The sequence below is a fragment of the Parvivirga hydrogeniphila genome (genome assembly GCF_023371205.1).
Classification (GTDB): Bacteria; Actinomycetota; Coriobacteriia; order Anaerosomatales; family Anaerosomataceae; genus Parvivirga; species Parvivirga hydrogeniphila.
This window is the reverse complement of the sequence record NZ_JAMCCO010000001.1, coordinates 471,975-490,231: the sequence shown is the minus strand read 5'-3', so window position 1 is coordinate 490,231 and position 18,257 is coordinate 471,975. Positions and strand designations below refer to the sequence as shown.

Sequence of the window (18,257 nt, the reverse complement as noted above, 5' to 3'; positions counted from 1 at the left end):
TCATCACCGCGGTGACGTTTGGAGGCACTTCTTGACGGTCTCGAGCACCTTGGTGGGCTGGAACGGTTTGACCAAGAAATCCATGGCTCCTGCCTCAAGGGCCTCGACGATGAGCTTCTGCTGCCCCATCGCGCTCACCATGAGCACTCGGGCATGCGGGTCATGCTCGCGGATCTTCTTCAGCGCCTCGATGCCGTCCATCTCAGGCATCGTGATATCCATGGTGGTGAGGTCGGGCCGTACCTCCAGGTACTTCTCGATAGCGTCTCTTCCGTTCACGGCCTCGTGGATGACGTAGCCTTCCTTGGACAGGATGTCCCGGATCATCATGCGCATGAAGGCCGCATCGTCCACGACCAGCACAGACCTAGGCATCGACGCTCGCCTCTTCCGTTTCGTCTGTCGACACGAACGAGACGCTTGGAACAAGCTTGTCGGGGACGAGCAGGATGACGAGCCGCCCTTGGTGATCGGCGACGCCCTCGAACGCTTCGGCAAGATCGCTCGAGACGACCGACTCGGGCGCCGGCATGACTGACACAGCAGGTATCCGTGCGACCTCGTGAGCAGAACTCGCGGTGAATCCGACGAGTCCGGCAGCAGTCTCCGTGACGATGATGCGCGTGCCTGGCGTGCGATCGAGACGAACGCCGAACAGCCTGTTCGCCAGATCGACCACCGGCACGATCCGCCCACGGAGGTTGATCACGCCCTCGACGTAATCTGGAGCATGCGGCACCGGCGTCGGGATCTCGTACCGGATGATGCTCGTCACGCGCTCCACCGGCAGGCCGTACTCTTCGTCGCCTAGCGTGAAGAGCACCACCTGCTTGACCTCGTCGCTCGAGCGGCCTTCCATCGCAGACCCCTACTCCACCTTGAACCGGCGGACGGACTCTTCGAGCCGCCGGGCCATCTCGGCAAGCTCCTGCGCGGATGACGAGATCTCCTGCATGCACGCCGTCTGCTGCTGTGCGGCCGCAGCCGTCTCTTCTGCAGAGGCTGCATTCTCCTCGACCACCGCCGCGATCTCGTGCATCGCCTTGTCGACTTCCACCGTCCTCTGCGCCTGCTCTGCCATCGCGGCCGCGATCTCCTCTGCGAGCGTCGCGGTGCGCGTCACCGCTTCGGTGATGCTGCGGAGCGCCTCGCCGGTCCTGCCCACGACTTCGCTGCCGACCACTACTTCGTTCGCGCCGCGCTCCATGTACTTGATAGCCTTGGCCGTCTCGGCCTGCACTTCCTTGATGAGCTCGCCGATCTGCTCGGCCGCCTTGCCCGACCCTTCGGCGAGCTTCCGCACCTCTTCAGCGACGACTGAGAACCCGCGCCCCGACTCGCCAGCCCGAGCCGCCTCGATGGCGGCGTTGAGCGACAGCAGGTTGGTCTGGTCGGCGATCGAGGTGATCACGTCCACGATCTGGCCTATCTGCTCGGAACGCTTGCCGAGCATCTCCACCGACTGCGCAAGCGTCTCGATGGCCTCGCGAACGTCGCTGATCTTCTGGATCGCTTCTGCGGTGGCTTGTTCGCCCTGCAACGCCGCTTTGGCGGCCTCCTCGCTCGTCTTGCTCGCCTCTTCGGCGCGTCGCGCGACCGAGTTCACCGTGTCTGTGATGCTTTCCATCGCAGATGTGGTCTCTTCGACCTTCCGCGACTGCAGCTCGGCGCCGTGGGCTATCTGCTGCACGGAAGAGGAGATCTCCATCGACGAGGAGTTGATCTCCTCGGACGAGGCTGAAAGCTGGGTGGCAGCGTTCGTCACCTGCTCCGAGGACCGCCGCACGCCTGCAGCGATCTCACCGAGCGACTCGATGAGGTGGTTGCAGTCCTCTGCGAGCACGCCGATCTCATCGTCGTGCGGCGCCGAGGCGCGCACCGTCAGGTCGCCTTCGGCTGCCAACGCCATCACCTGCCCGAGGTCGTGCAGCGGGTCAAGGATGCGGCGCCCGAACGCGCGCCACCAGGCGATCTGTCCGGGAATCGCGCACACGAGCATCGCGACCGCACCGAAGATGGCCGTGTACAGCAGCTTATCACCGTCGATGTCGAGCACCGCCGCGGCAAAGATGCCGGTGGCCGTGAGTCCGATGGCCACGGCGGGGCCGATAGTCGCCCACGTCCAGAGCGAGAATGTCACCAGCAGTCCCTTGCGAGCACGCTGACCCGGCTGGAACATGCCGCTTTCTGCCATCTGCAACCCCTCCTCCGAATGGCGCTTCGCCCTCGTGCCTCTAGGATACTATACACAGCGCCCTTGTCCGGCCCTACGGCCGCGCATGCGGCTTCCTGTAGATACGCTCGCGGCCATTCACCAGCTCGAACGCCGGCCGCATACCTGGCGGTATGCGCTCGCTCCTGCCCAACACCAGGTAGCCTCCGCGCGCGAGCGAAGACCAGAAGACCTCGAGCAACCGGTCTTGCTCCTCCCTGTTGAAGTAGATGAAGACGTTACGGCAAAAGACCACGTCGACTACGTGTATCGGCGGATCCGTGAGCAAGTTGAGCCGTTGGAACCGGCACAGCCGCGTGACCTCCGGCTTGATGCGGAACACGTCGCCTCGCTCCTCCACGAAGCGCCGCCGGTCCGCTGGCGGGATGTGCGACAGTTGCTCGGCCGGGTATTCCGCGCGACGGGCGATCTCGAGGACCTTCGGATCGATGTCCGTTCCCAGGATCGAGAGCAGGAAGTCGTTCTGAGCAGAACCCATGCCGGCCAAGAACGACATGGCGATGGAATACGCCTCCTGGCCGGTCGAGCAGCCCGCCGACCACACCCGCACCATGCGCTGGTGCCGCCGCCGCTTCTCCTCGAGCAGCTGCGGGACGATCTGCTCGCGGAACACGTCGAACACCGTCGCGTCGCGGAAGAACTGGGTGACGTTGATCGTGAGCGTGTCGATGAGCTTGGCGTACTCCTCTGGGTGCTCGTCGAGGTAGGCGGAGTACTGCCGGTAGCTGTGCAGACCTAAGGCGTTGAGCCGTGACGCGAGCCGCCGCTCGACGTACCGGGTACGGTACTGTGCGAGGTCGAGCCCGCGTTCGTCGCGCACCTTGGCGACGAGGCGATCCAGGTTGCCGCGGTAGACCGCGTCGGCCGCGTGCGGGTCCATCTGCCTCCATATCCACGGTTCCAGACCGTTCCATTGTAGAATACGCCCACAGACCACCGTCGCGAGGAGGGTCCGTGCATCGAGCGCCCGCACATGTCCGCGTGCTCGCGTGCGTGATCGCGTGTGTCGCGTTCGTGGCGAGCGCCGGCGTCGCCGTTGCCGTGGCGCAGGACTACGTCGAGCGCGACACCCTCCCGCCTGGTTCAGGCATGGCCGGCGTCGCGCTCGACGGCATGCCGCTTGACGTCGCACAGGCCGCTCTCGAACGCGAGCTTCTCGCCCCGCTCGACGAGCCGATCGCTGTGAGGTGCGGAGATGCGCGCGTGCAGGTGCGCCCCTCGCAGTTCGTGGAAGTCGACGTCGACAGCGCGCTGCGGCACCTCGCTCGAACGAAGGCGGAAGCGGGACTCGCAAAGCGGCTGGCGGCGCGGGTGTCCAAAGAGCGGTACGGCGCTTCTCTGCCGCTTCAGATCCGCATCGACCGCGCAGGACTCGATGCGTGGGCCGCTGAGCTCGCCGCGCGGAGCGGAACGCCTGCGGTGGACGCGACCCTCGTCGTGCAGGCGCGGCAGCTCGTCGTCGTGCCCGAGCGCCCGGGGCTCAGCATCGAGCCACGGCGCGCAGCCGATGCGCTCGCCGCTGCCATCGCAGCGGGAGCCACCAGCGTCGAGCTTCCCGTCGAGCGCATCGAGCCGTGCGTGACGCGCGACGACCTCGGCACCGCCATCCTCGTGCGGAGAGCCGACCGGCGCCTCTTCCTCTACGAGGACGGCCGTCTCGTCAAGGTGTACCGCGTCGCTGTCGGAGCACCGGACTTCCCGACGCCCCGCGGTCGCTTCCGCATCGTGCGCAAGCGCTACATGCCGACGTGGGGCAACCCGGGATCTGCGTGGGCGGTCGACATGCCGAAGATGATCCCGCCAGGCCCGAACAACCCGCTCGGGACGCGTGCGCTCGACCTGGACGCCCCCGGCATCCGCATCCACGGCACGAACAAGGACTACTCGATCGGCCATGCGGCGTCCCACGGCTGCATGCGCATGCACCGCTGGGACATCGAAGACCTTTACGAGCGCGTGAGCGTCGGAACGCCCGTCTTCATCATCGACTGAGGCCTCGTGGCGCGCGGTCTTCGATCTCCGCACGCGCTTTCCAGCGCAGTCCTGCGACGATGAGCGCCGCTTCGGCCGCAGACGCGTCCCGCGCAGCGACGCGCAGCGCGATCCCGCACAGAGCGCCCAGCGACTTCGGGGTGGGGATGGTGGCAAACGGGACACCCGCGCAGGCCAGCACACTCTCGGCAGACAAGGCGTCGTGCGTTGACTCGAACCCGTAGACGGCGTAGCGCTCTATCACCGCTCGCACACCTCGCGTACCGCCTCGATGGCCGCATCAACGTCGGCTTCCGTGACGCCGCGGCCGATGCTGAACCGCACGGCGCCCGTCTCGAGGGTGCCGACGGCCGCGTGCGCGGCAGGCGCGCAGTGCAGCCCGGCGCGGACCGCGATGCCGTACCGCGAGTCGAGCTCGTATGCGAGCCGGTCCGGCTCCATGGCCTCGTGCACGATGCTCGCCACAGGCGCGCGCTCTTCGCCAGGCGCCGGCCCAAGGACGCGCACGCCCGGAATCCCTGCCAGACCCGCGACCAATCGCTTCACCAGCCGCTGCTCCGTGGCGACGAGGGAGTCCATCTCCCGAGCAAGCACCTCGACGGCCGCCGCGAGCCCCGCGATCGCAGGCAGAGGGGGCGTGCCAGCCTCGTAGCGGTCAGGACGCACCGATGGCATCGCAAGAGAACCGGAATCTCCGCCGCTTCCGCCTTGCACCAGCTCGCGCACCTCGAGTCCGGGCGCGAGGTAGACGACGCCGACGCCGGCCGGGCCGAGCAGCCCTTTGTGTCCGGACGCGACGTACACGTCCGCTCCGAGCGCCGCGATGTCGACCCGAAGGTGCCCTGCGGCCTGTGCGCCGTCCACGACGAGCACCGCGCCGTGCTCGTGGGCGATGTCGGCGAGGTCCCCCACCGGATGGATTGCTCCGGTGACGTTGGACGCGTGCTGGCAGATGACGGCCTTCGTCGGTGCCGCAGCGATGAGCGCTTCGGCCGCGTCCACGTCGATGCGGCCCGCGTCGTCGGCAGGGATCCGCACCACCTCGACCCCGGAGGCCTCGAGGACCGCGAGCGGACGGACGACCGCGTTGTGCTCGACGCTGGATACGACCGCTCTGTCTCCCGGCTCGAGCAGACCTTTGAGCGCCATGTTCAGCCCGAAGGTGCAGCCAGGCACGAACAGCAGGTCGCGCGGGTCGGCGACGCCGAGGAAGGCAGCCACCGTTGACCGCGATTCGAGCACGAGCCGCGCCGCAGCGAGCGCCAGGCGGTGCGCGCTCCGGTGCGGATTGCCACCAGCAGGCCCGAGCGCCCGCCCTATAGCCTCGAGGACCTCCGGAGGCTTCGGCCAGGAAGTCGCGGCGTGGTCGAGGTAGATGACGCCGTCGTGGGGCATAGCTTAGCCGTGCCCTCCGCCCGCCATCATCTCGGCAGCGTGCTCGAGCTGGTCGGCGACGATCTCGAACGCCTCCCGCGCGCCTTTCTCGCTGCCCGGGAAGTTGATGATGAGCGTCCTCCCACGTTGCGCGGCTACGCCGCGCGAGAGCATGGCCCGGCGGGTCTTCGCCAGGCTCTCAGCGCGGATCGTCTCCGCGATGCCTGGGACTTCGCGGTCGGCGAGCGAACGCGTCACCTCCGGGCAGACGTCCCGGGGCCCCAGGCCCGTGCCGCCGGTGGATAGCACGACGTCCACCTGGTCCACGTCGCACATCTCAGTGATGGCGAGCGCGATGGCTTCTGCGTCGTCCGGCACCACGTGGTACGCCGCCACCATCCAGCCGCGCTTTTCGCACATCGAGATCAGCGCCTTGCCGGCAGTGTCCTCCGCTTCGCCGCGCGAGCGCGTGTCAGAGCACGTGAGAACACCGATCCTCAGCACGTGCCGTCAGCCTCCCCAAGCCGTTCGACCACGATCGGGTCGCCTGCCCGTACCGTACCACCCTGCCGCACCACTGCGAAGATGCCCTCCCGCGGCATCACGCAGTCGCCTGCCTGGTAGTAGATGGCGCACTTCGTGTGGCAGACCTTCCCGATCTGGCTCACCTCGAGCACCGCTTCGTCTCCGACGCGCAGCACCGTGCCCACTGGAAGGGAGACCAGGTCGATGCCCTCGGTGGTGATGTTCTCGGCAAAGTCGCCGGCGTCCACGGACAGTCCTTTCGCCACCATCGTGTCGATCGACTCGCGCGCGAGCAGGCTCACCTGGCGATGCCAGTCGCCAGCGTGGGCGTCGCCCGCGAACCCGTGCCCTTCCACGAGCACGCCTTCTGATCCTCGGGTCTTGCGCACGGTCTTACGCTCGGACAGGTTCACCGATACGACCGTGCCACGAAGAAGCGGTGAGGTCGCACGTTCGCTCACTTCGACTCCTCTCGGACGAAGCGCCCAGAAGCGCCGCCCTCTTTCTCGAGCAGCATGACGTCGGTGATGACCATGCTGCGGTCGACCGCCTTGCACATGTCGTATATCGTGAGGCCAGCGACTGCCGCTGCCGTGAGCGCTTCCATCTCGACGCCCGTCTTGCCGTCCGTCTCCGCCGTCGCCGTGATGGCGACAGCCGAGTACTCCGGCTGAAGGTCGACGGCGACGTGCGTGAGCGGCAGCGGGTGGCACATCGGAACGAGCGAGGCAGTCTGCTTCGCTGCCATGATGCCGGCGATGCGCGCGGTGGCGAGGACGTCGCCTTTCGGAGCCGTGCCGCCGAGGATCATCTCGAGCGTCGAGGGCTCCATCAGCACCTTCGCGCGCGCCACGGCCCGCCGGTGCGTCACCGGCTTTCCAGAGACGTCGACCATGCGCGCGGCACCGCGCTCGTCGATGTGCGTCAACTTCTTCTCACCCATCGTCACCCTCCGATCTGCGACATGCGCCGTGCCGTGCCGATCCGCATGTTGTGGCTCTCGGGCTTGGCGGCGAGCGCGCGCTCGATGAGGCCGCGCACGTCGTCGTCGGTGCCGCCTCTCAGCACGGCCCGCGCGTCGAGCTCATCGTCGCTGAACAGGCAGGTCCGCAGCCGTCCGTCCGCCGTCAGCCGCAGGCGGTTGCACTCACCGCAGAAGTGGTGGGAAAGCGGCGAGATGACGCCGAGCGTCCCGTAGGCCCCTTCGAAGCGGTAGTACCGCGCGGGACCCCACCCGCCGGGCGCGCTCTCTCGCGCCACCGGCACCAGCTCGCCGAGCCCGGCGGCCGCGCCTTCGGCCGCCAGACGCGCCAGGATCTCGTCGGAGGAGACCTCGTCGTCTGCCGTCCAGCCCTCCGCCTCGGCGCCGCCGCAGACCGTGCCGTCGTCTGCGCCGCCGACCGGCATGTACTCGATGAAGCGCACGTGCACCGGTCGCTCGAACGTCATGCGCGCGAAGCCAAGCAGGTCCTGGTTCAGCCGCCGCACGACGACGACGTTGATCTTGACGGGGTCCATGCCCGCCTCGAACGCCGCATCGAGCCCGGCGAGCACGTCCGCCAGATCCCCCCCGCGCGTGATGCGCGCGAAGGTGTCAGGGTCGAGCGTGTCCAGCGAGATGTTGACGCGCTTGAGCCCAGCCTCGGCGAGATCCTGCGCGTAGCGGGCGAGCAGCGTCCCGTTCGTCGTGAGCGCGATGGCCTCGATGCCGGTGACGGCGAGCAGCCGGCGCACGTGACCCACGAGCCCGCGCCTGACGAGCGGCTCTCCGCCCGTGAGTCGGATCTTCGAGATGCCCTGCGATGCAGCGATGGCTGCGAACCGTTCGATCTCCTCGTAGGTAAGGAGCTCCTCGTGCGGCTTCCACGCGACGCCTTGGGGCGGCATGCAGTATATGCATCGGAGGTTGCACCGGTCCGTCACGCTGATGCGCAGGTAGTCGATCCGCCTGCCGAACCCGTCAGTCGCCATCCCGTGCTCCTTTGAGGAACGTGCGCTCGACGAAGTCCGCGACGCCGCGGTGATCGTCGAGCGCGAATCGCGGCACGCCCGGAGCTTCGATGCTCTCGTCGTCGGTCACGAGCGCCACGAGCTCGTGCGGCTCGCTGATGAGCTCGCGGGAGCGCGCACGGCGGGCGACCTCGATGCGCACCGTCGCCACGCGCTTGAATCCCTCGGTGACGAGCACGTCGCACCCGGCGCGGGCCGCTTCCGCAGCGATCTCGTCGAGGTCGAGCTCGCGTTCCAGCCGTCGGATCGTCACCAGCTGCGACGGCGACGCCACCATCACCACGCGCGCGCCGGCCCGCGCGTGGCGCCATGAGTCCTTGCCCGGCACGTCGATGTCGACCTCGTGCGCGTGGTGCTTGCACGTCGCGACCGCGTACCCGCGCGCGACGAGCTCGCTCACGACGCCTTCGAGGAGGGTCGTCTTGCCTGCGTCGCTCTTGCCGACGATCGAGACGATCGGTATCCGGCGCGGCGCATCCACGCTAGAAGCACCCGAGGTCGCAGTTCTTGACCTTCACGCCCACGATGTCCGCCGCAGCGCCGGCCACCTTGTACGGCACGCCGAAGTCCTCGGCGAGCTTGCGCAGCACCGGGCAGGTGATGCTGCCGTCCTTCCCCTTCTCTCGCACCGCCGTCTCGAGCTCAGGAGTCACCTGGCTCGCCCACCGCGGGTCGACCTGCTTCGGCTGACTGCTCGTGCTCATGGCGTCCCTTCTTCCATGTCGAGACGGATGCACTCCACGACGCTTCCTGCCGCGAAGTGCGACTCTCCTTCTGGCAACACCAGCAACGCGTTCGCGCGATGCATCGAGGTGAGCATGGCGGAGGACTGGCCGCCGGACAGGCGCGCGACGTACCCGTCGCCATCGCGCTCGACGCGCGCTCGCAAGAAGTACCGGCGGTCGGGTTTCTTCTTCACGTCGTGCGCGAGCGTCACGGGGTGGCGCGGACGGTCGAGCGCCGCATGTCCCGCCATCTTCCGCAACACCGGACGCACGAACAGCTCGAACCCCACCATCGTGGAGGTCGGGTTCCCCGGCAGCCCGAAGAACGGCGTCGAGCCGATCCTCCCGTGCGTCTGCGGCGCGCCGGGCCGCATCGCGACCTTCCAGAAGTCCATCTCGCCCAGCCGCTCGAGCACGCCTTTCACGACGTCGTAGTCGCCCATGCTCACGCCGCCCGTCGTCACCATCACGTCGAACTCAGGGGCCCGCGACAGCAGCGCCTCTGTCGAGGCCGCGGTGTCGCGCGCCACGCCGAGCACGTGCGGCTCGCCGCCGGCCGCGAGCACCTGCGCCGCGAGCGAGTAGGAGTTCGAGTTGCGGATCTTGCCTGGGCCCGGCTTCTCGCTGACATCCACGAGCTCGTCGCCCGTCGCGACGATCGCGACGCGCGGCCTGCGGTAGACGAGCGGGCGTTCGCAGCCGACAGACGCGAGCAGCCCGACGGCCGCCGGCCCCACGACCTCGCCTGCGCTCAGCACGACCTCGCCTGCGCGCACGTCCTCGCCCTTGCGACGGACGTTCTCGCCGGCCCGCACGGGCGCGAGGATCGCAGCGGTCGCTCCGCCGTCCTCCTCGCGGGTCCGCTCGACCATCACCACGGCGTCGGCGCCTTCGGGCATCGGAGCGCCCGTCATGATACGGACCGCCTCGCCCCGGCCGACCGCCCGCGTCGGGAACGAGCCGGCCGGCACGTGCTCGACGACTGCGAGACGCACGGGCGCGTCCTCGCGTGCGGCCGCCACATCTTCCGCACGCACCGCGTACCCGTCCATCGCGGAGTTGTCGAACGGCGCGACGTCGATGTCGGACACCACGTCCTCTGCGAGCACCCGGCCGAGCGCCTCGATGATGCCGACGCGCTCCGTGCCGAGCCGCTCGATGCCCGCAAGCACGCGCTCGCGCGCCTCTTCGACCGTGATCATCGCGCTCACTTCCCTTCGACGATCCGCTGCGGGTTCGTGTAGACCACGAGCTTGCCTGCGCGCGCATACCCGACGAGCGTGAGCCCGACCGCCTCAGCGACTTCTGCCGCCAGCTCGGTCACCGCCGTGCGCGAGACCACCACCGGCACCTTCGCCTTGGCCGCCTTGACCGCCATCTCGTAGGAGATGCGGCCCGTGGTGAGGAGCACGGCACCTGCCGTCTGCGTCCGGTCGAGCCACGCTCGGCCGAGCACCTTGTCGACCGCGTTGTGGCGCCCCACGTCTTCCCGCACGATCGCCACGCGGCCATCGCGCGCAAGCGCGCACGCGTGCACGCCGCCGGTGTCGCGATACATGACGGCGGCCCTCGCCATCTGACCCACCATGTCGTACAGCGCATCCGCGCTCACGGTGCTCGCATCGGTCACCGCGTCAAGTCCGAGCGTATGGCCCAGCGAGGCGAAGGTCACGCCCTTGCCGCAGCCGGCGGTGATGTACCGGCGGCGATAGACGAGGTCTTCGGGAACAGGCTCTGCGCTTCGCGCGTACACGAGGCCCCGCTTGTGGTCCACGTCGATGCCGTCGAGCGCGTCGCGGTCGGCGAGCAGTCCTTCCGAGACGAGGAATCCAGCAGCCAGCTCCTCCAGGTCCGCCGGCGTCGCTTGGACTGTCGCGATCTCGGTGTCGTTCATGTGGATCGTCACCGCGCGCTCGGCAGGCATCCGGCGGCCGCGCCGCGCGCCAACCTCGATGACGGCAGCAGGCACGACGGTCGCTGTCGGCTCTTCGGTCGCGGCCTCCCGGACCTCGGCGAGGTCCTCCGGGGTGTTCACGTTCACGAAGCTGCGCAGCTCGGGGTCGACGACGCGCAGGGTCTCGGCGTCCACCTCGCGCACAGACACGGCCGGGAACATCGCCACGAGGCGGCGCCGACCCGACTCCAGCACGCGGCGCGCATGCGGCAAGCAGTCGCGGTGGTAGAGCGCGAGCAGCGGCTCGACGCCTTTGTCCGTGCGCGGGACCACGACCTGCGCTCCTTCGCGGGCGTCCCACAGCGCGCGGATGACGGCGGGGCTGAGCCACGGCATGTCGGCCGCGACTGCAAGGACCCACTCGTCGTGCGCGTTCTTGAGCGCGGTCGCAAGCCCTCCGAGCGGGCCTTGGTAGGCGACCTCGTCCACCCACACCGCCACGCCCTCCGGCAGGTCTGCGTCGGCCATCGCCTCGGGACGGTTCGTGACCACGGCGACGCGCTCGCACACCGAAAGCGCCGCTTCGGCGACGCGCGTGATGAGCGGCTCGCCGTCCACGAGCAGGAGCGTCTTGTCGACGCCCATCCGCATCGAACGGCCGCCTGCCAACACGGCCGCAGTGACCGGGATCTTATCGCCTGCGCTCGGACTCATCCGGACGCTCCTTCGCTCTTGTCGCGTTCGCTCGCCACGCGCACCGCCGTGGCCTTGAAGACTGCCAGCACTTGTGCGCCGGGCGCAAGCCCGAGCTCGCGGGCCGCGGCCTTCGACACGCGGGCAGCAAGCCGCACGCCGCCGCATCCGAGCACCGCCCGGTAGGTCGTGCCGGTGTGCTCGAGCGCGTGCACGGTGCAGCGGAGCCGGTTGCGCGCCGAGCTCGGTGGCACCGCTGCGCCGGCCTCGAACAGCACGACGTCTTCGGGCCGCACACCCACGCGCACGCGCTCGCCCGGACGCACGTCTGCGACCGCAAAGATGTCCGCGCCATCGCACGCGACGCGCGCGACGCCTTCCTCCACCTCGGCCACCACGCCGCGCGCTGGTGTCTCGAGCCCGAGGAAGCCGGCGGCCCACGCGTCGCCCGGCACGAGGAACACTTCGTCGGCGGGCCCGCTCGCGACGATGCGGCCGTCGCGCATCACCGCGACCTCGTCGGCCACCAAAGCGGCCTCGTCCTGGTCGTGCGTCACCCAGAGCACGGCCATCCCGTCCTCGCGAAGCACCTCTGCGAACTCGCGCGCGAGGCGCCACTTCACGAGCGGATCGAGCGATGCGAGCGGCTCATCGAGCAGGAGCACGCGCGGACGGACCGCGAGCGCCCGAGCGAGCGCCACCCGCTGCGCCTCGCCGCCAGAGAGGGTGAGCGCGGAGCGGTTCTCCCACCCGGCCAGCCCGACGCGCGCGAGCGCCTCGACGACCCGCGCTCGCCGCTCGGACGCGGGAACGCCGCGGAGCGCGAGCCCATACGCGACGTTCGCGCCGACAGTGCCTTTGAACAGCCACGGCCGCTGGAACGCGGCCGCGATCCGCATGCGCGCCGAGCGGTCCGCGACCGTCACCTCACGCCCGTCGAGCACGATACGGCCGCCGTCGGGCCGCTCGAGCAGCCCGAGTATCGCGAGCAGCGTGGACTTGCCGGCCCCGGACGGCCCCAAGAGCGCAAGCGTCGTGCCCGGCGCAAGCGCGACGTGCTCGACGTCGAGCACCTCCTGGCGCCGGTAGGACTTCCGCACGCCCGTGGCTTCGAGGATCGCGCTCATGACCGCTCGAACCTCTCGGCCGAGCGCTGGACCTGCGCCAGCACGACGTTCACGGCGACGATGAGGGCGAGCAGCACTGCCGACAGCGCGAGCGCCGGTCCGTACCGCCCCATGCGCGTGTACTGCACGATCGCCGTCGTCATCACGCGCGTGGAGCCCTCGAGGTTCCCGCCCACCATCATCACGGCGCCGACCTCTGAGATCACCGCGCCGAACCCTGCCGCCACCGCTGCGATGAGCCCCATCCTCGCCTCTCGCAGCACCAGCATCGCCTCGTGCAGCCTCGACGCTCCGAGCGACCGCGCCTGCAAGCGGAGCTCGAACGGCACCGAGGCGGCGGCCGCTGCCGTCACCGCAGCGACGACCGGAACGGCGATGATGACCTGCGCGATCACCATCGCGGGGCGCGTGTACAGCAAGTCGAGCGAGCCGAGCGGACCGCGGCGGGACAGCAGCATCGCGGTCACGAGGCCGACCACCACCGGCGGCAGACCCATGCCGGCGTTGGCGAGCACGAGGAGCACGTTGCGCGCCGCGGACCGTCGCATGCCGAGGTACAGCCCTGCCGGCACGCCCACGACCACGGCGAACGCCACCGCCGCGCCTGAGACGCGAAGCGAGGTCGCGACCACGCCCCACACGTCCACGCTTCCTGATGCGAGCGCGGCGACGCCATCAGCGAAGGCCTCCGCGAACAGGCTCACGATCCGCCTCCCTGCGCGTTCGGGACGAACAGCGAGCGCCCGAACTCATCGACGCCGAAGCGAGCGATCAGACGCTGGGCATCAGGACCGCAGATCCAGTCCGCGAACTCGCGCGCGCCTCGCTCGTTCTTCGCGCCTGTCACCGGGACGACGCCGTACTGGTTTCGAAGCGACTGGTCGGCATCGAAGAGCTGCGCTAGGTCGAGCGAGCCTCGCATCGTCAGGAACGTCGCTTCGTCGGAAAGCGTGTACGCCTGCTTCTCTGAGGCGATCTTGAGCGTCTCGCCCATGCCCTGGCCCGTGACGAGATACCACGCGCCGCCCGGCTTCACGCCCGCGGCGTTCCACAGGGCGAGCTCCTTCTTGTGCGTGCCGGAGTCATCGCCGCGGGACGCGAAGAGCGCCTGGCGTGCCGCGATCCGCTTGAGAGCGTCGGCCGCGTCTGCGGCGTGAGCCGCGCCGGCAGGGTCCGATGCCGGCCCCACCAGCACGAAGCGGTTGTAGCAGACGTCACGGCGCTCGATGCCGTGCCCCGCCGCGACGAACGCCGCCTCGTCTTCAGGCGCGTGCACGAGCAGCACGTCCGCGTCCTTCTGCTCGCCGAGCCGCAGCGCCTCGCCCGTGCCCACAGCGATCACCTCCACCGCGTACTCCGGATGCGCCGTCTCGAAGGCAGGCACGAGCACGTCGAGCAGGCCGGAGTCTTGGGTGGACGTGGTGGTGGCGAGCACGAGCCGCTGCGGCGAAGCCTTCTGCGTCTGGCGTAACGCGCAGCCGGTCTGGAGCGCGACGAACGCCACGACCACGGCAGCGACAGCGACGGCCCGCCCGAAGGCGAGCCACATGCGATGGTCTGACACGCACGCTCCTTTCCGAACACGGGAGGCCGGGCGGTTTCCCGTCCCGACCCTATCGGTCCCGGCTCCGTGGCGGTGACCAGCCGCTGTAGGACTCCGGAACTCGGAGGTCGTCCGCTCGCGCGGACGCATTCGAGCATACACCGGCCGTGCGTGCGGCTCAAGAGACGCGGCTACAGCCGCTCGCGCAGGAAGTCCGCGAGCGCGTCGGCCGCGCGCGTCGGCGTGGTGCGCGGCATCACGAGGTACAGCGGCCGGCGGAGCGGGAAGCCGCCGACGTCGACCTGCGCGACGGTGCCGAGCTTGAGCGCTTTGTCCGCGACCCACGAGCTCACCACGCCGATGCCGATGCCGCCTTCGATGGCGGAGAGCACGGCCTCGTTGGTGCCGAGCTCGAGGACCACGTCGAGCTCGTGCGGATCGACGCCGTGGCGCTTCATCTCCTCCTCGGCCACCATCCGCGTCCCTGAGCCGGCCTCGCGCATGACGAACGACTCCTCGGTGAGGTCCTCCATCACCAAGCCGCGCTTGGCGGCGACGGGATGGTCGGGCGGGCACACCATGACGAGGTCGTCCCGGCCGAGCTCCTCTTGCACGACGCGCGCACCAGGGATCTCGGCGCCCGTCATGGCGATGTGCGCCTCGCCTGCCTCCACGCGCTCGACGACCTCAGCGGTGTCGTACACGCGAAGCGACACGCTCACCTCGGGGTACTGCTTGAGGAAGCTGCCGAGCAGACGCGGCAGGACGTACTGGCCCGGTGTCGTGCTCGCTGCGATGTCGAGGTGACCGGTGACGCGCCCAGACATCGTCTCTATCTCGGTCCGCGCCTCCTCGATCTCCTCGAGCACGCGGCGCGCGTACGGGAGGAGTGCGGCGCCGGCCTCGGTGAGGTCGACCCGCCTGTAGCGGCGATCGAGAAGCGTCACGCCGAGCTCGCTTTCGAGCGACTGCATCTGCATCGTGACGGCCGGCTGGGTGATGCCGAGCGCACGCGCTGCCTCGGAGAACGAGCCGTGTTCGACGACCGCGACGAACGTCCGCAGCTGCTGAAGGTTCATCCCATCGCCTTTCGCACGAGGTCCCTGGCGCGATTGTACCCCACGGCAATGGGGTATACCGTCGAGCGTAAGTGAGAACCAGTATCACTTGGAGGCGCACATGCCGGCTGATCCAGCAACGGCGCACGTTCGGCCACCGTCGCCCTACGGAGGGCGCAGGGTGAGCCGTGCACGCGCCATCATCGCGACCGCCGCATCGACGATGGGCGGCGCCTTCACCGCAGAGCGTTTGCACGAGCGCGTGTCGCAGGAGCATCCCGGCATCGGCCTTGCCACCGTTTATCGAGCAGTGAGCGCGATGACCGAAGCGGGCTACCTCGCGCGCGTCGGCGAGCTGGACGGCGCTGCGCTGTACGCCGTCTGCGCGTGCGGAGAGCACCACCACCACGCCGTGTGCATGTCGTGCGGCGCGGTGGCGCCGGTCGCGTGCACGCTCGTTTCGGCGGCGCTTCCTGAAGGCTTCGTGCTCACGCGCCACGATGTCGCCATCTATGGCGTGTGCGCCGAATGCGCACGCGCCCAGAAGGGGGCACGCTCATGACGCACATCCACGTCCCTGACGGCGTGCTGCCGGTGTGGCTCTGGGGCGGCGGCTGGCTTCTCGCCATCGCTGCGCTTCTCGTCGCCGACCGGGCGTCCCGCCGCTACGAGACGCGCCGACGCCTTCCCCTCGTGGGAATCGTCTCGGCGCTCGTCATCGTCGCGATGTCCAGCGAGATCGTGCCGCTTGGCTACCACATGAACCTCACGGTGCTCGCCGGTGCGCTGCTCGGACCCGCGCTTTCGGTGGTGTCCGCGTTCATCGTACAGGTCATTCTGGCCGCACTCGGGCACGGCGGCGTCACGATCATCGGCTTGAACGCCCTCATGACTGCCACCGAGATGTGCGTGGGCTGGGCGCTTCTGCACGGGCTGCTCCGCGTGTTCGGGCTACGACGCGCAGGCCAGGCGGCGGCCGTCGCGACCGTGCTGACGCTGTTTTTCACCACGACGCTGCTCGTGGGTCTCGTCGCCATCTCCGGCACCACCGAAGCGACGAAGCGCGACACCGGCGCGCTCGATCCGGAGAACCTCACGTTCGCTTCGCCGTTCTCGACAGGCGTCGTGCATGTCGGGCTGTTCTCGGGCGGCGAGCACGAGGAGACGGCCGGCCACGAGGCCGGGCTCGGGCTCAAGCGGTTCGCCACCGTCGTGTACACGCTCGGTTCGATCGGGTGGGTGCTCGAAGCGCTCGTCACCGCGGCCATCGTCGGGTACCTCGCGCGCGTGCGCCCGTCGCTGCTCATCGAGCCGCGAGCGCCCGCTCCCATCCGCCCGGCCCCCGCCGAGCATCACGGAGGCGCGTGATGGACGTCAGGCTCGTCGATGCCGTCGCAACGAGCGGGCGGTCGGCCCTGCACGCCGCGTCCCCTCGCACCAAGATCGCGGTCGCTGCGCTCACGATCGCCGCGGCCGCCATCACCACGAACGTGCTCGTGTGCCTCGCGGTGGCCGTCGCAACGGTCGCGGCGGCCGTCGCAGCGCGGATCCCGATGCGGCCGTACCTCGCGCTCGCCGGCTACCCCGCCGTGTTCGCAGCGCTGTTCGCCTGGGCCTCGGCGCCTGACGTGCTCTCGGGTGCGCTCATCGTCACGAAGGCCGTCACCGCCGCGCTCGCGGTCGTCCTCGTGCTGTTCACGACGCCGTACCCCCAGGTCTTCGCGAGCATCCAGCGCGCGCTTCCCGGTCTCGTCGGGGACGCGCTGTTCATGACGTACCGCGCCATCTTCATCCTCGGCGACAAGCTCGACGACCTGGTCGTCGCGGCCCGGCTGCGCTCGGGCGCCGGACGCCACCCCGTGCGGAGCGCCCGCGCGACGGTGCGCGCGCTCGGCAATCTCGTCCTGTACGCGTTCGACCTCGCAGAGCGCGAGTACGACGTGCTGGCGCTGCGCGGCTACTCCGGCCGCCTCACGGTCCCGGTCCGGCGGAGCGCAGCGCCGGCCGCAGACGCGGTGCTCGCCGTCGCCGGGCTCGCCGCCATCGCGGCCTCTGTCGCGTGGCGCATCGCCTGGCGCGATCTGGTGCCCTACAGCTGGATGCCGCTCGCGCTCTCGCTCGCACTGCTCGCGGCGGTGCTGGTCCTGCGCGCCGCTTCCAAGGAAGGAGCGTCTCGATGAGCACGCACGTGCACCCGTTCGACCACACGCACCCCGAGGACCCCGGCGCTGAGGCCGTGGTGCACATCTCGTGCGCCCGCCACACCTATGAGGGCGGAGCCTCGGTGCACCTGTGCGGACTGGACTTCGTGGCGCACCGAGGCCGCCGCGTCGCAGTGCTCGGCCCCAACGGTGCTGGCAAGACGACGATGCTCTACCACGTGCTCGGGCTGCTCAAGCCGAGCGAGGGCGTCGTGACGGTCTTCGGCGTGCCGCCCGCCGAGAAGTGGACGGAGATCCGCTCGCGCATCGGCGTGGTGCTGCAGAACGTCGATGAGCAGCTGCTGATGCCGACCGTCTTCGATGACGTGGCGTTCGCGCCTCGGCAGTACGGCCTGGCCGAGGAGGACGTGCGCGACCGCGTCGAGCGCGCGCTTGCGGAGCTCCGCATCGCGCACCTCGCCGACCGCGTGCCGCACAACCTCTCCGGCGGCGAGAAGCGCAAGGTCGCGCTCGCGGGAGCGATCGTGATGGATCCCGAGCTCCTCGTGCTCGACGAGCCGTTCGAGGGCCTCGACCCGGAGTCGCGCGCGCACGTGCTCGACCTGCTCGAACGCCTGTCGCGGCAGCGCGGTATGACGATCGTGCTCACGACGCACGACATCGACGCCGTGCCCGAGTTCGCCGACTACGCGTACGTGCTCGCGCCTGGCGGGACCATCGCCGTGCGCGGCACCCCCGAGGAGGTCTTCGCGAATGCGAGCGCGCTGCGTGCGAGCAACATCCGCCCGCCGATCCTCGCCGAGCTGTTCGAGCGCTTGCGCGCCGAGACGCCCGACGCCCCCGAGCCCGTGCTCACCGTCGAGGACGCCGCTCGGAAGCTCGCGCAGTGGCGTGCGGAGACTTCAGGACGTGCGTGAGGCC

At 69.5% G+C, this 18,257-nt stretch carries 23 protein-coding genes and 1 riboswitch; of the genes, 5 read left to right on the top strand and 18 right to left on the bottom strand.

Features of this window, described 5'->3' with window-relative positions:
• Positions 1-3: 3 nt before the first annotated feature.
• The 4 genes from MX659_RS02490 to MX659_RS02475 form a co-directional block, all read right to left on the bottom strand.
• The gene (locus MX659_RS02490) at positions 4-375 is read right to left on the bottom strand and encodes a response regulator (protein WP_267191899.1); all 372 of its coding nucleotides are present in this window, start codon (positions 373-375) and stop codon (positions 4-6) included.
• A complete protein-coding gene (locus MX659_RS02485; RefSeq protein WP_267191898.1) occupies positions 368-859 on the bottom strand; it encodes a chemotaxis protein CheW in 492 nt (163 codons plus the stop codon). The genes MX659_RS02490 and MX659_RS02485 overlap by 8 nt, the downstream gene beginning before the upstream one ends.
• Positions 860-868: 9 nt before the next feature.
• Positions 869-2,194, bottom strand: a complete 1,326-nt coding sequence (locus MX659_RS02480) for a methyl-accepting chemotaxis protein (RefSeq protein ID WP_267191897.1) — start codon at positions 2,192-2,194, stop codon at positions 869-871.
• 73 nt (positions 2,195-2,267) lie between these two features.
• The gene (locus MX659_RS02475) at positions 2,268-3,113 is read right to left on the bottom strand and encodes a CheR family methyltransferase (RefSeq protein WP_267191896.1); all 846 of its coding nucleotides are present in this window, start codon (positions 3,111-3,113) and stop codon (positions 2,268-2,270) included.
• Positions 3,114-3,187: 74 nt separating this feature from the next.
• Here MX659_RS02475 and MX659_RS02470 point away from each other — a divergent pair, with 74 nt between their 5' ends.
• On the top strand, positions 3,188-4,225 hold the full coding sequence (locus MX659_RS02470; RefSeq protein ID WP_267191895.1) for a L,D-transpeptidase family protein: 1,038 nt from the start codon (positions 3,188-3,190) through the stop codon (positions 4,223-4,225).
• Here MX659_RS02470 and MX659_RS02465 read toward each other — a convergent pair.
• The 14 genes from MX659_RS02465 to MX659_RS02400 all read right to left on the bottom strand — a co-directional run bounded on the left by MX659_RS02465 (position 4,215) and on the right by MX659_RS02400 (position 15,195).
• Positions 4,215-4,469 carry a DUF3343 domain-containing protein gene (locus tag MX659_RS02465; RefSeq protein WP_267191894.1) on the bottom strand — a complete coding sequence of 85 codons (255 nt, stop codon included), beginning with the start codon at positions 4,467-4,469 and terminating at the stop codon, positions 4,215-4,217. The two genes, MX659_RS02470 and MX659_RS02465, sit on opposite strands and share 11 nt — an antisense overlap.
• Positions 4,466-5,620 carry an aminotransferase class V-fold PLP-dependent enzyme gene (locus MX659_RS02460; protein ID WP_267191893.1) on the bottom strand — a complete coding sequence of 385 codons (1,155 nt, stop codon included), beginning with the start codon at positions 5,618-5,620 and terminating at the stop codon, positions 4,466-4,468. Before MX659_RS02460 ends, MX659_RS02465 begins: the two co-directional genes overlap by 4 nt.
• A gap of 3 nt (positions 5,621-5,623) precedes the next feature.
• On the bottom strand, positions 5,624-6,103 hold the full coding sequence (locus MX659_RS02455) for a MogA/MoaB family molybdenum cofactor biosynthesis protein (RefSeq protein WP_267191892.1): 480 nt from the start codon (positions 6,101-6,103) through the stop codon (positions 5,624-5,626).
• Entirely contained in the window at positions 6,097-6,585 is a 489-nt protein-coding gene (locus MX659_RS02450) for an MOSC domain-containing protein (protein WP_267191891.1), read from the bottom strand. The genes MX659_RS02455 and MX659_RS02450 overlap by 7 nt, the downstream gene beginning before the upstream one ends.
• Positions 6,582-7,067 carry a cyclic pyranopterin monophosphate synthase MoaC gene (gene moaC, locus MX659_RS02445; protein WP_267191890.1) on the bottom strand — a complete coding sequence of 162 codons (486 nt, stop codon included), beginning with the start codon at positions 7,065-7,067 and terminating at the stop codon, positions 6,582-6,584. The genes MX659_RS02450 and moaC overlap by 4 nt, the downstream gene beginning before the upstream one ends.
• A gap of 2 nt (positions 7,068-7,069) precedes the next feature.
• Complete coding sequence (moaA, locus tag MX659_RS02440; protein WP_267191889.1) at positions 7,070-8,095, bottom strand: GTP 3',8-cyclase MoaA; 1,026 nt, start codon at positions 8,093-8,095, stop codon at positions 7,070-7,072.
• Complete coding sequence (gene mobB, locus MX659_RS02435) at positions 8,085-8,615, bottom strand: molybdopterin-guanine dinucleotide biosynthesis protein B (RefSeq protein WP_267191888.1); 531 nt, start codon at positions 8,613-8,615, stop codon at positions 8,085-8,087. Before mobB ends, moaA begins: the two co-directional genes overlap by 11 nt.
• 1 nt (position 8,616) lies before the next feature.
• Entirely contained in the window at positions 8,617-8,838 is a 222-nt protein-coding gene (locus MX659_RS02430; protein WP_267191887.1) for a hypothetical protein, read from the bottom strand.
• Positions 8,835-10,061 (bottom strand): molybdopterin molybdotransferase MoeA, encoded by a 1,227-nt coding sequence (locus MX659_RS02425; RefSeq protein ID WP_267191886.1) that lies wholly within the window; start codon positions 10,059-10,061, stop codon positions 8,835-8,837. Before MX659_RS02425 ends, MX659_RS02430 begins: the two co-directional genes overlap by 4 nt.
• Before the next feature lie 5 nt (positions 10,062-10,066).
• A complete protein-coding gene (gene fdhD, locus MX659_RS02420; protein WP_267191885.1) occupies positions 10,067-11,467 on the bottom strand; it encodes a formate dehydrogenase accessory sulfurtransferase FdhD in 1,401 nt (466 codons plus the stop codon).
• Positions 11,464-12,573 (bottom strand): ABC transporter ATP-binding protein, encoded by a 1,110-nt coding sequence (locus tag MX659_RS02415; RefSeq protein WP_267191884.1) that lies wholly within the window; start codon positions 12,571-12,573, stop codon positions 11,464-11,466. The genes fdhD and MX659_RS02415 overlap by 4 nt, the downstream gene beginning before the upstream one ends.
• Positions 12,570-13,277, bottom strand: coding sequence for an ABC transporter permease (locus tag MX659_RS02410; protein WP_267191883.1), 708 nt, complete (start codon positions 13,275-13,277; stop codon positions 12,570-12,572). Before MX659_RS02410 ends, MX659_RS02415 begins: the two co-directional genes overlap by 4 nt.
• On the bottom strand, positions 13,274-14,137 hold the full coding sequence (locus MX659_RS02405; protein WP_267191882.1) for a substrate-binding domain-containing protein: 864 nt from the start codon (positions 14,135-14,137) through the stop codon (positions 13,274-13,276). Before MX659_RS02405 ends, MX659_RS02410 begins: the two co-directional genes overlap by 4 nt.
• Positions 14,126-14,255, bottom strand: a riboswitch (molybdenum cofactor riboswitch). (Overlaps the previous gene by 12 nt.)
• 52 nt (positions 14,256-14,307) lie before the next feature.
• A complete protein-coding gene (locus MX659_RS02400) occupies positions 14,308-15,195 on the bottom strand; it encodes a selenium metabolism-associated LysR family transcriptional regulator (protein ID WP_267191881.1) in 888 nt (295 codons plus the stop codon).
• Between the two features lie 160 nt (positions 15,196-15,355).
• On the opposite strand from MX659_RS02400, the gene MX659_RS02395 reads away from it, so the two are divergent.
• From MX659_RS02395 to MX659_RS02380, 4 genes are read left to right on the top strand one after another with little or no spacing between them, the layout of a single operon-like run.
• Positions 15,356-15,736, top strand: coding sequence for a Fur family transcriptional regulator (locus MX659_RS02395; RefSeq protein WP_267191880.1), 381 nt, complete (start codon positions 15,356-15,358; stop codon positions 15,734-15,736).
• Positions 15,733-16,542, top strand: a complete 810-nt coding sequence (locus MX659_RS02390) for an energy-coupling factor ABC transporter permease (RefSeq protein WP_267191879.1) — start codon at positions 15,733-15,735, stop codon at positions 16,540-16,542. Before MX659_RS02395 ends, MX659_RS02390 begins: the two co-directional genes overlap by 4 nt.
• Positions 16,542-17,354 (top strand): energy-coupling factor transporter transmembrane component T family protein, encoded by an 813-nt coding sequence (locus tag MX659_RS02385; RefSeq protein ID WP_267191878.1) that lies wholly within the window; start codon positions 16,542-16,544, stop codon positions 17,352-17,354. Before MX659_RS02390 ends, MX659_RS02385 begins: the two co-directional genes overlap by 1 nt.
• Entirely contained in the window at positions 17,351-18,253 is a 903-nt protein-coding gene (locus MX659_RS02380) for an energy-coupling factor ABC transporter ATP-binding protein (RefSeq protein WP_267191877.1), read from the top strand. The genes MX659_RS02385 and MX659_RS02380 overlap by 4 nt, the downstream gene beginning before the upstream one ends.
• Positions 18,254-18,257: the final 4 nt, after the last annotated feature.

Excerpts from the sequence above, each read along its gene's own strand:
- MX659_RS02490 (WP_267191899.1), bottom strand. The coding sequence starts at position 375 with ATGCCTAGGTCTGTGCTGGTCGTGGACGATGCGGCCTTCATGCGCATG.
- MX659_RS02485 (WP_267191898.1), bottom strand. The coding sequence starts at position 859 with ATGGAAGGCCGCTCGAGCGACGAGGTCAAGCAGGTGGTGCTCTTCACG.
- MX659_RS02480 (WP_267191897.1), bottom strand. The coding sequence starts at position 2,194 with ATGGCAGAAAGCGGCATGTTCCAGCCGGGTCAGCGTGCTCGCAAGGGA.
- MX659_RS02475 (WP_267191896.1), bottom strand. The coding sequence starts at position 3,113 with ATGGACCCGCACGCGGCCGACGCGGTCTACCGCGGCAACCTGGATCGC.
- MX659_RS02460 (WP_267191893.1), bottom strand. The coding sequence starts at position 5,620 with ATGCCCCACGACGGCGTCATCTACCTCGACCACGCCGCGACTTCCTGG.
- moaC (WP_267191890.1), bottom strand. The coding sequence starts at position 7,067 with ATGGGTGAGAAGAAGTTGACGCACATCGACGAGCGCGGTGCCGCGCGC.
- moaA (WP_267191889.1), bottom strand. The coding sequence starts at position 8,095 with ATGGCGACTGACGGGTTCGGCAGGCGGATCGACTACCTGCGCATCAGC.
- MX659_RS02430 (WP_267191887.1), bottom strand. The coding sequence starts at position 8,838 with ATGAGCACGAGCAGTCAGCCGAAGCAGGTCGACCCGCGGTGGGCGAGC.
- MX659_RS02425 (WP_267191886.1), bottom strand. The coding sequence starts at position 10,061 with ATGATCACGGTCGAAGAGGCGCGCGAGCGCGTGCTTGCGGGCATCGAG.
- fdhD (WP_267191885.1), bottom strand. The coding sequence starts at position 11,467 with ATGAGTCCGAGCGCAGGCGATAAGATCCCGGTCACTGCGGCCGTGTTG.
- MX659_RS02415 (WP_267191884.1), bottom strand. The coding sequence starts at position 12,573 with ATGAGCGCGATCCTCGAAGCCACGGGCGTGCGGAAGTCCTACCGGCGC.
- MX659_RS02400 (WP_267191881.1), bottom strand. The coding sequence starts at position 15,195 with ATGAACCTTCAGCAGCTGCGGACGTTCGTCGCGGTCGTCGAACACGGC.
- MX659_RS02390 (WP_267191879.1), top strand. The coding sequence starts at position 15,733 with ATGACGCACATCCACGTCCCTGACGGCGTGCTGCCGGTGTGGCTCTGG.
- MX659_RS02385 (WP_267191878.1), top strand. The coding sequence starts at position 16,542 with ATGGACGTCAGGCTCGTCGATGCCGTCGCAACGAGCGGGCGGTCGGCC.
- MX659_RS02380 (WP_267191877.1), top strand. The coding sequence starts at position 17,351 with ATGAGCACGCACGTGCACCCGTTCGACCACACGCACCCCGAGGACCCC.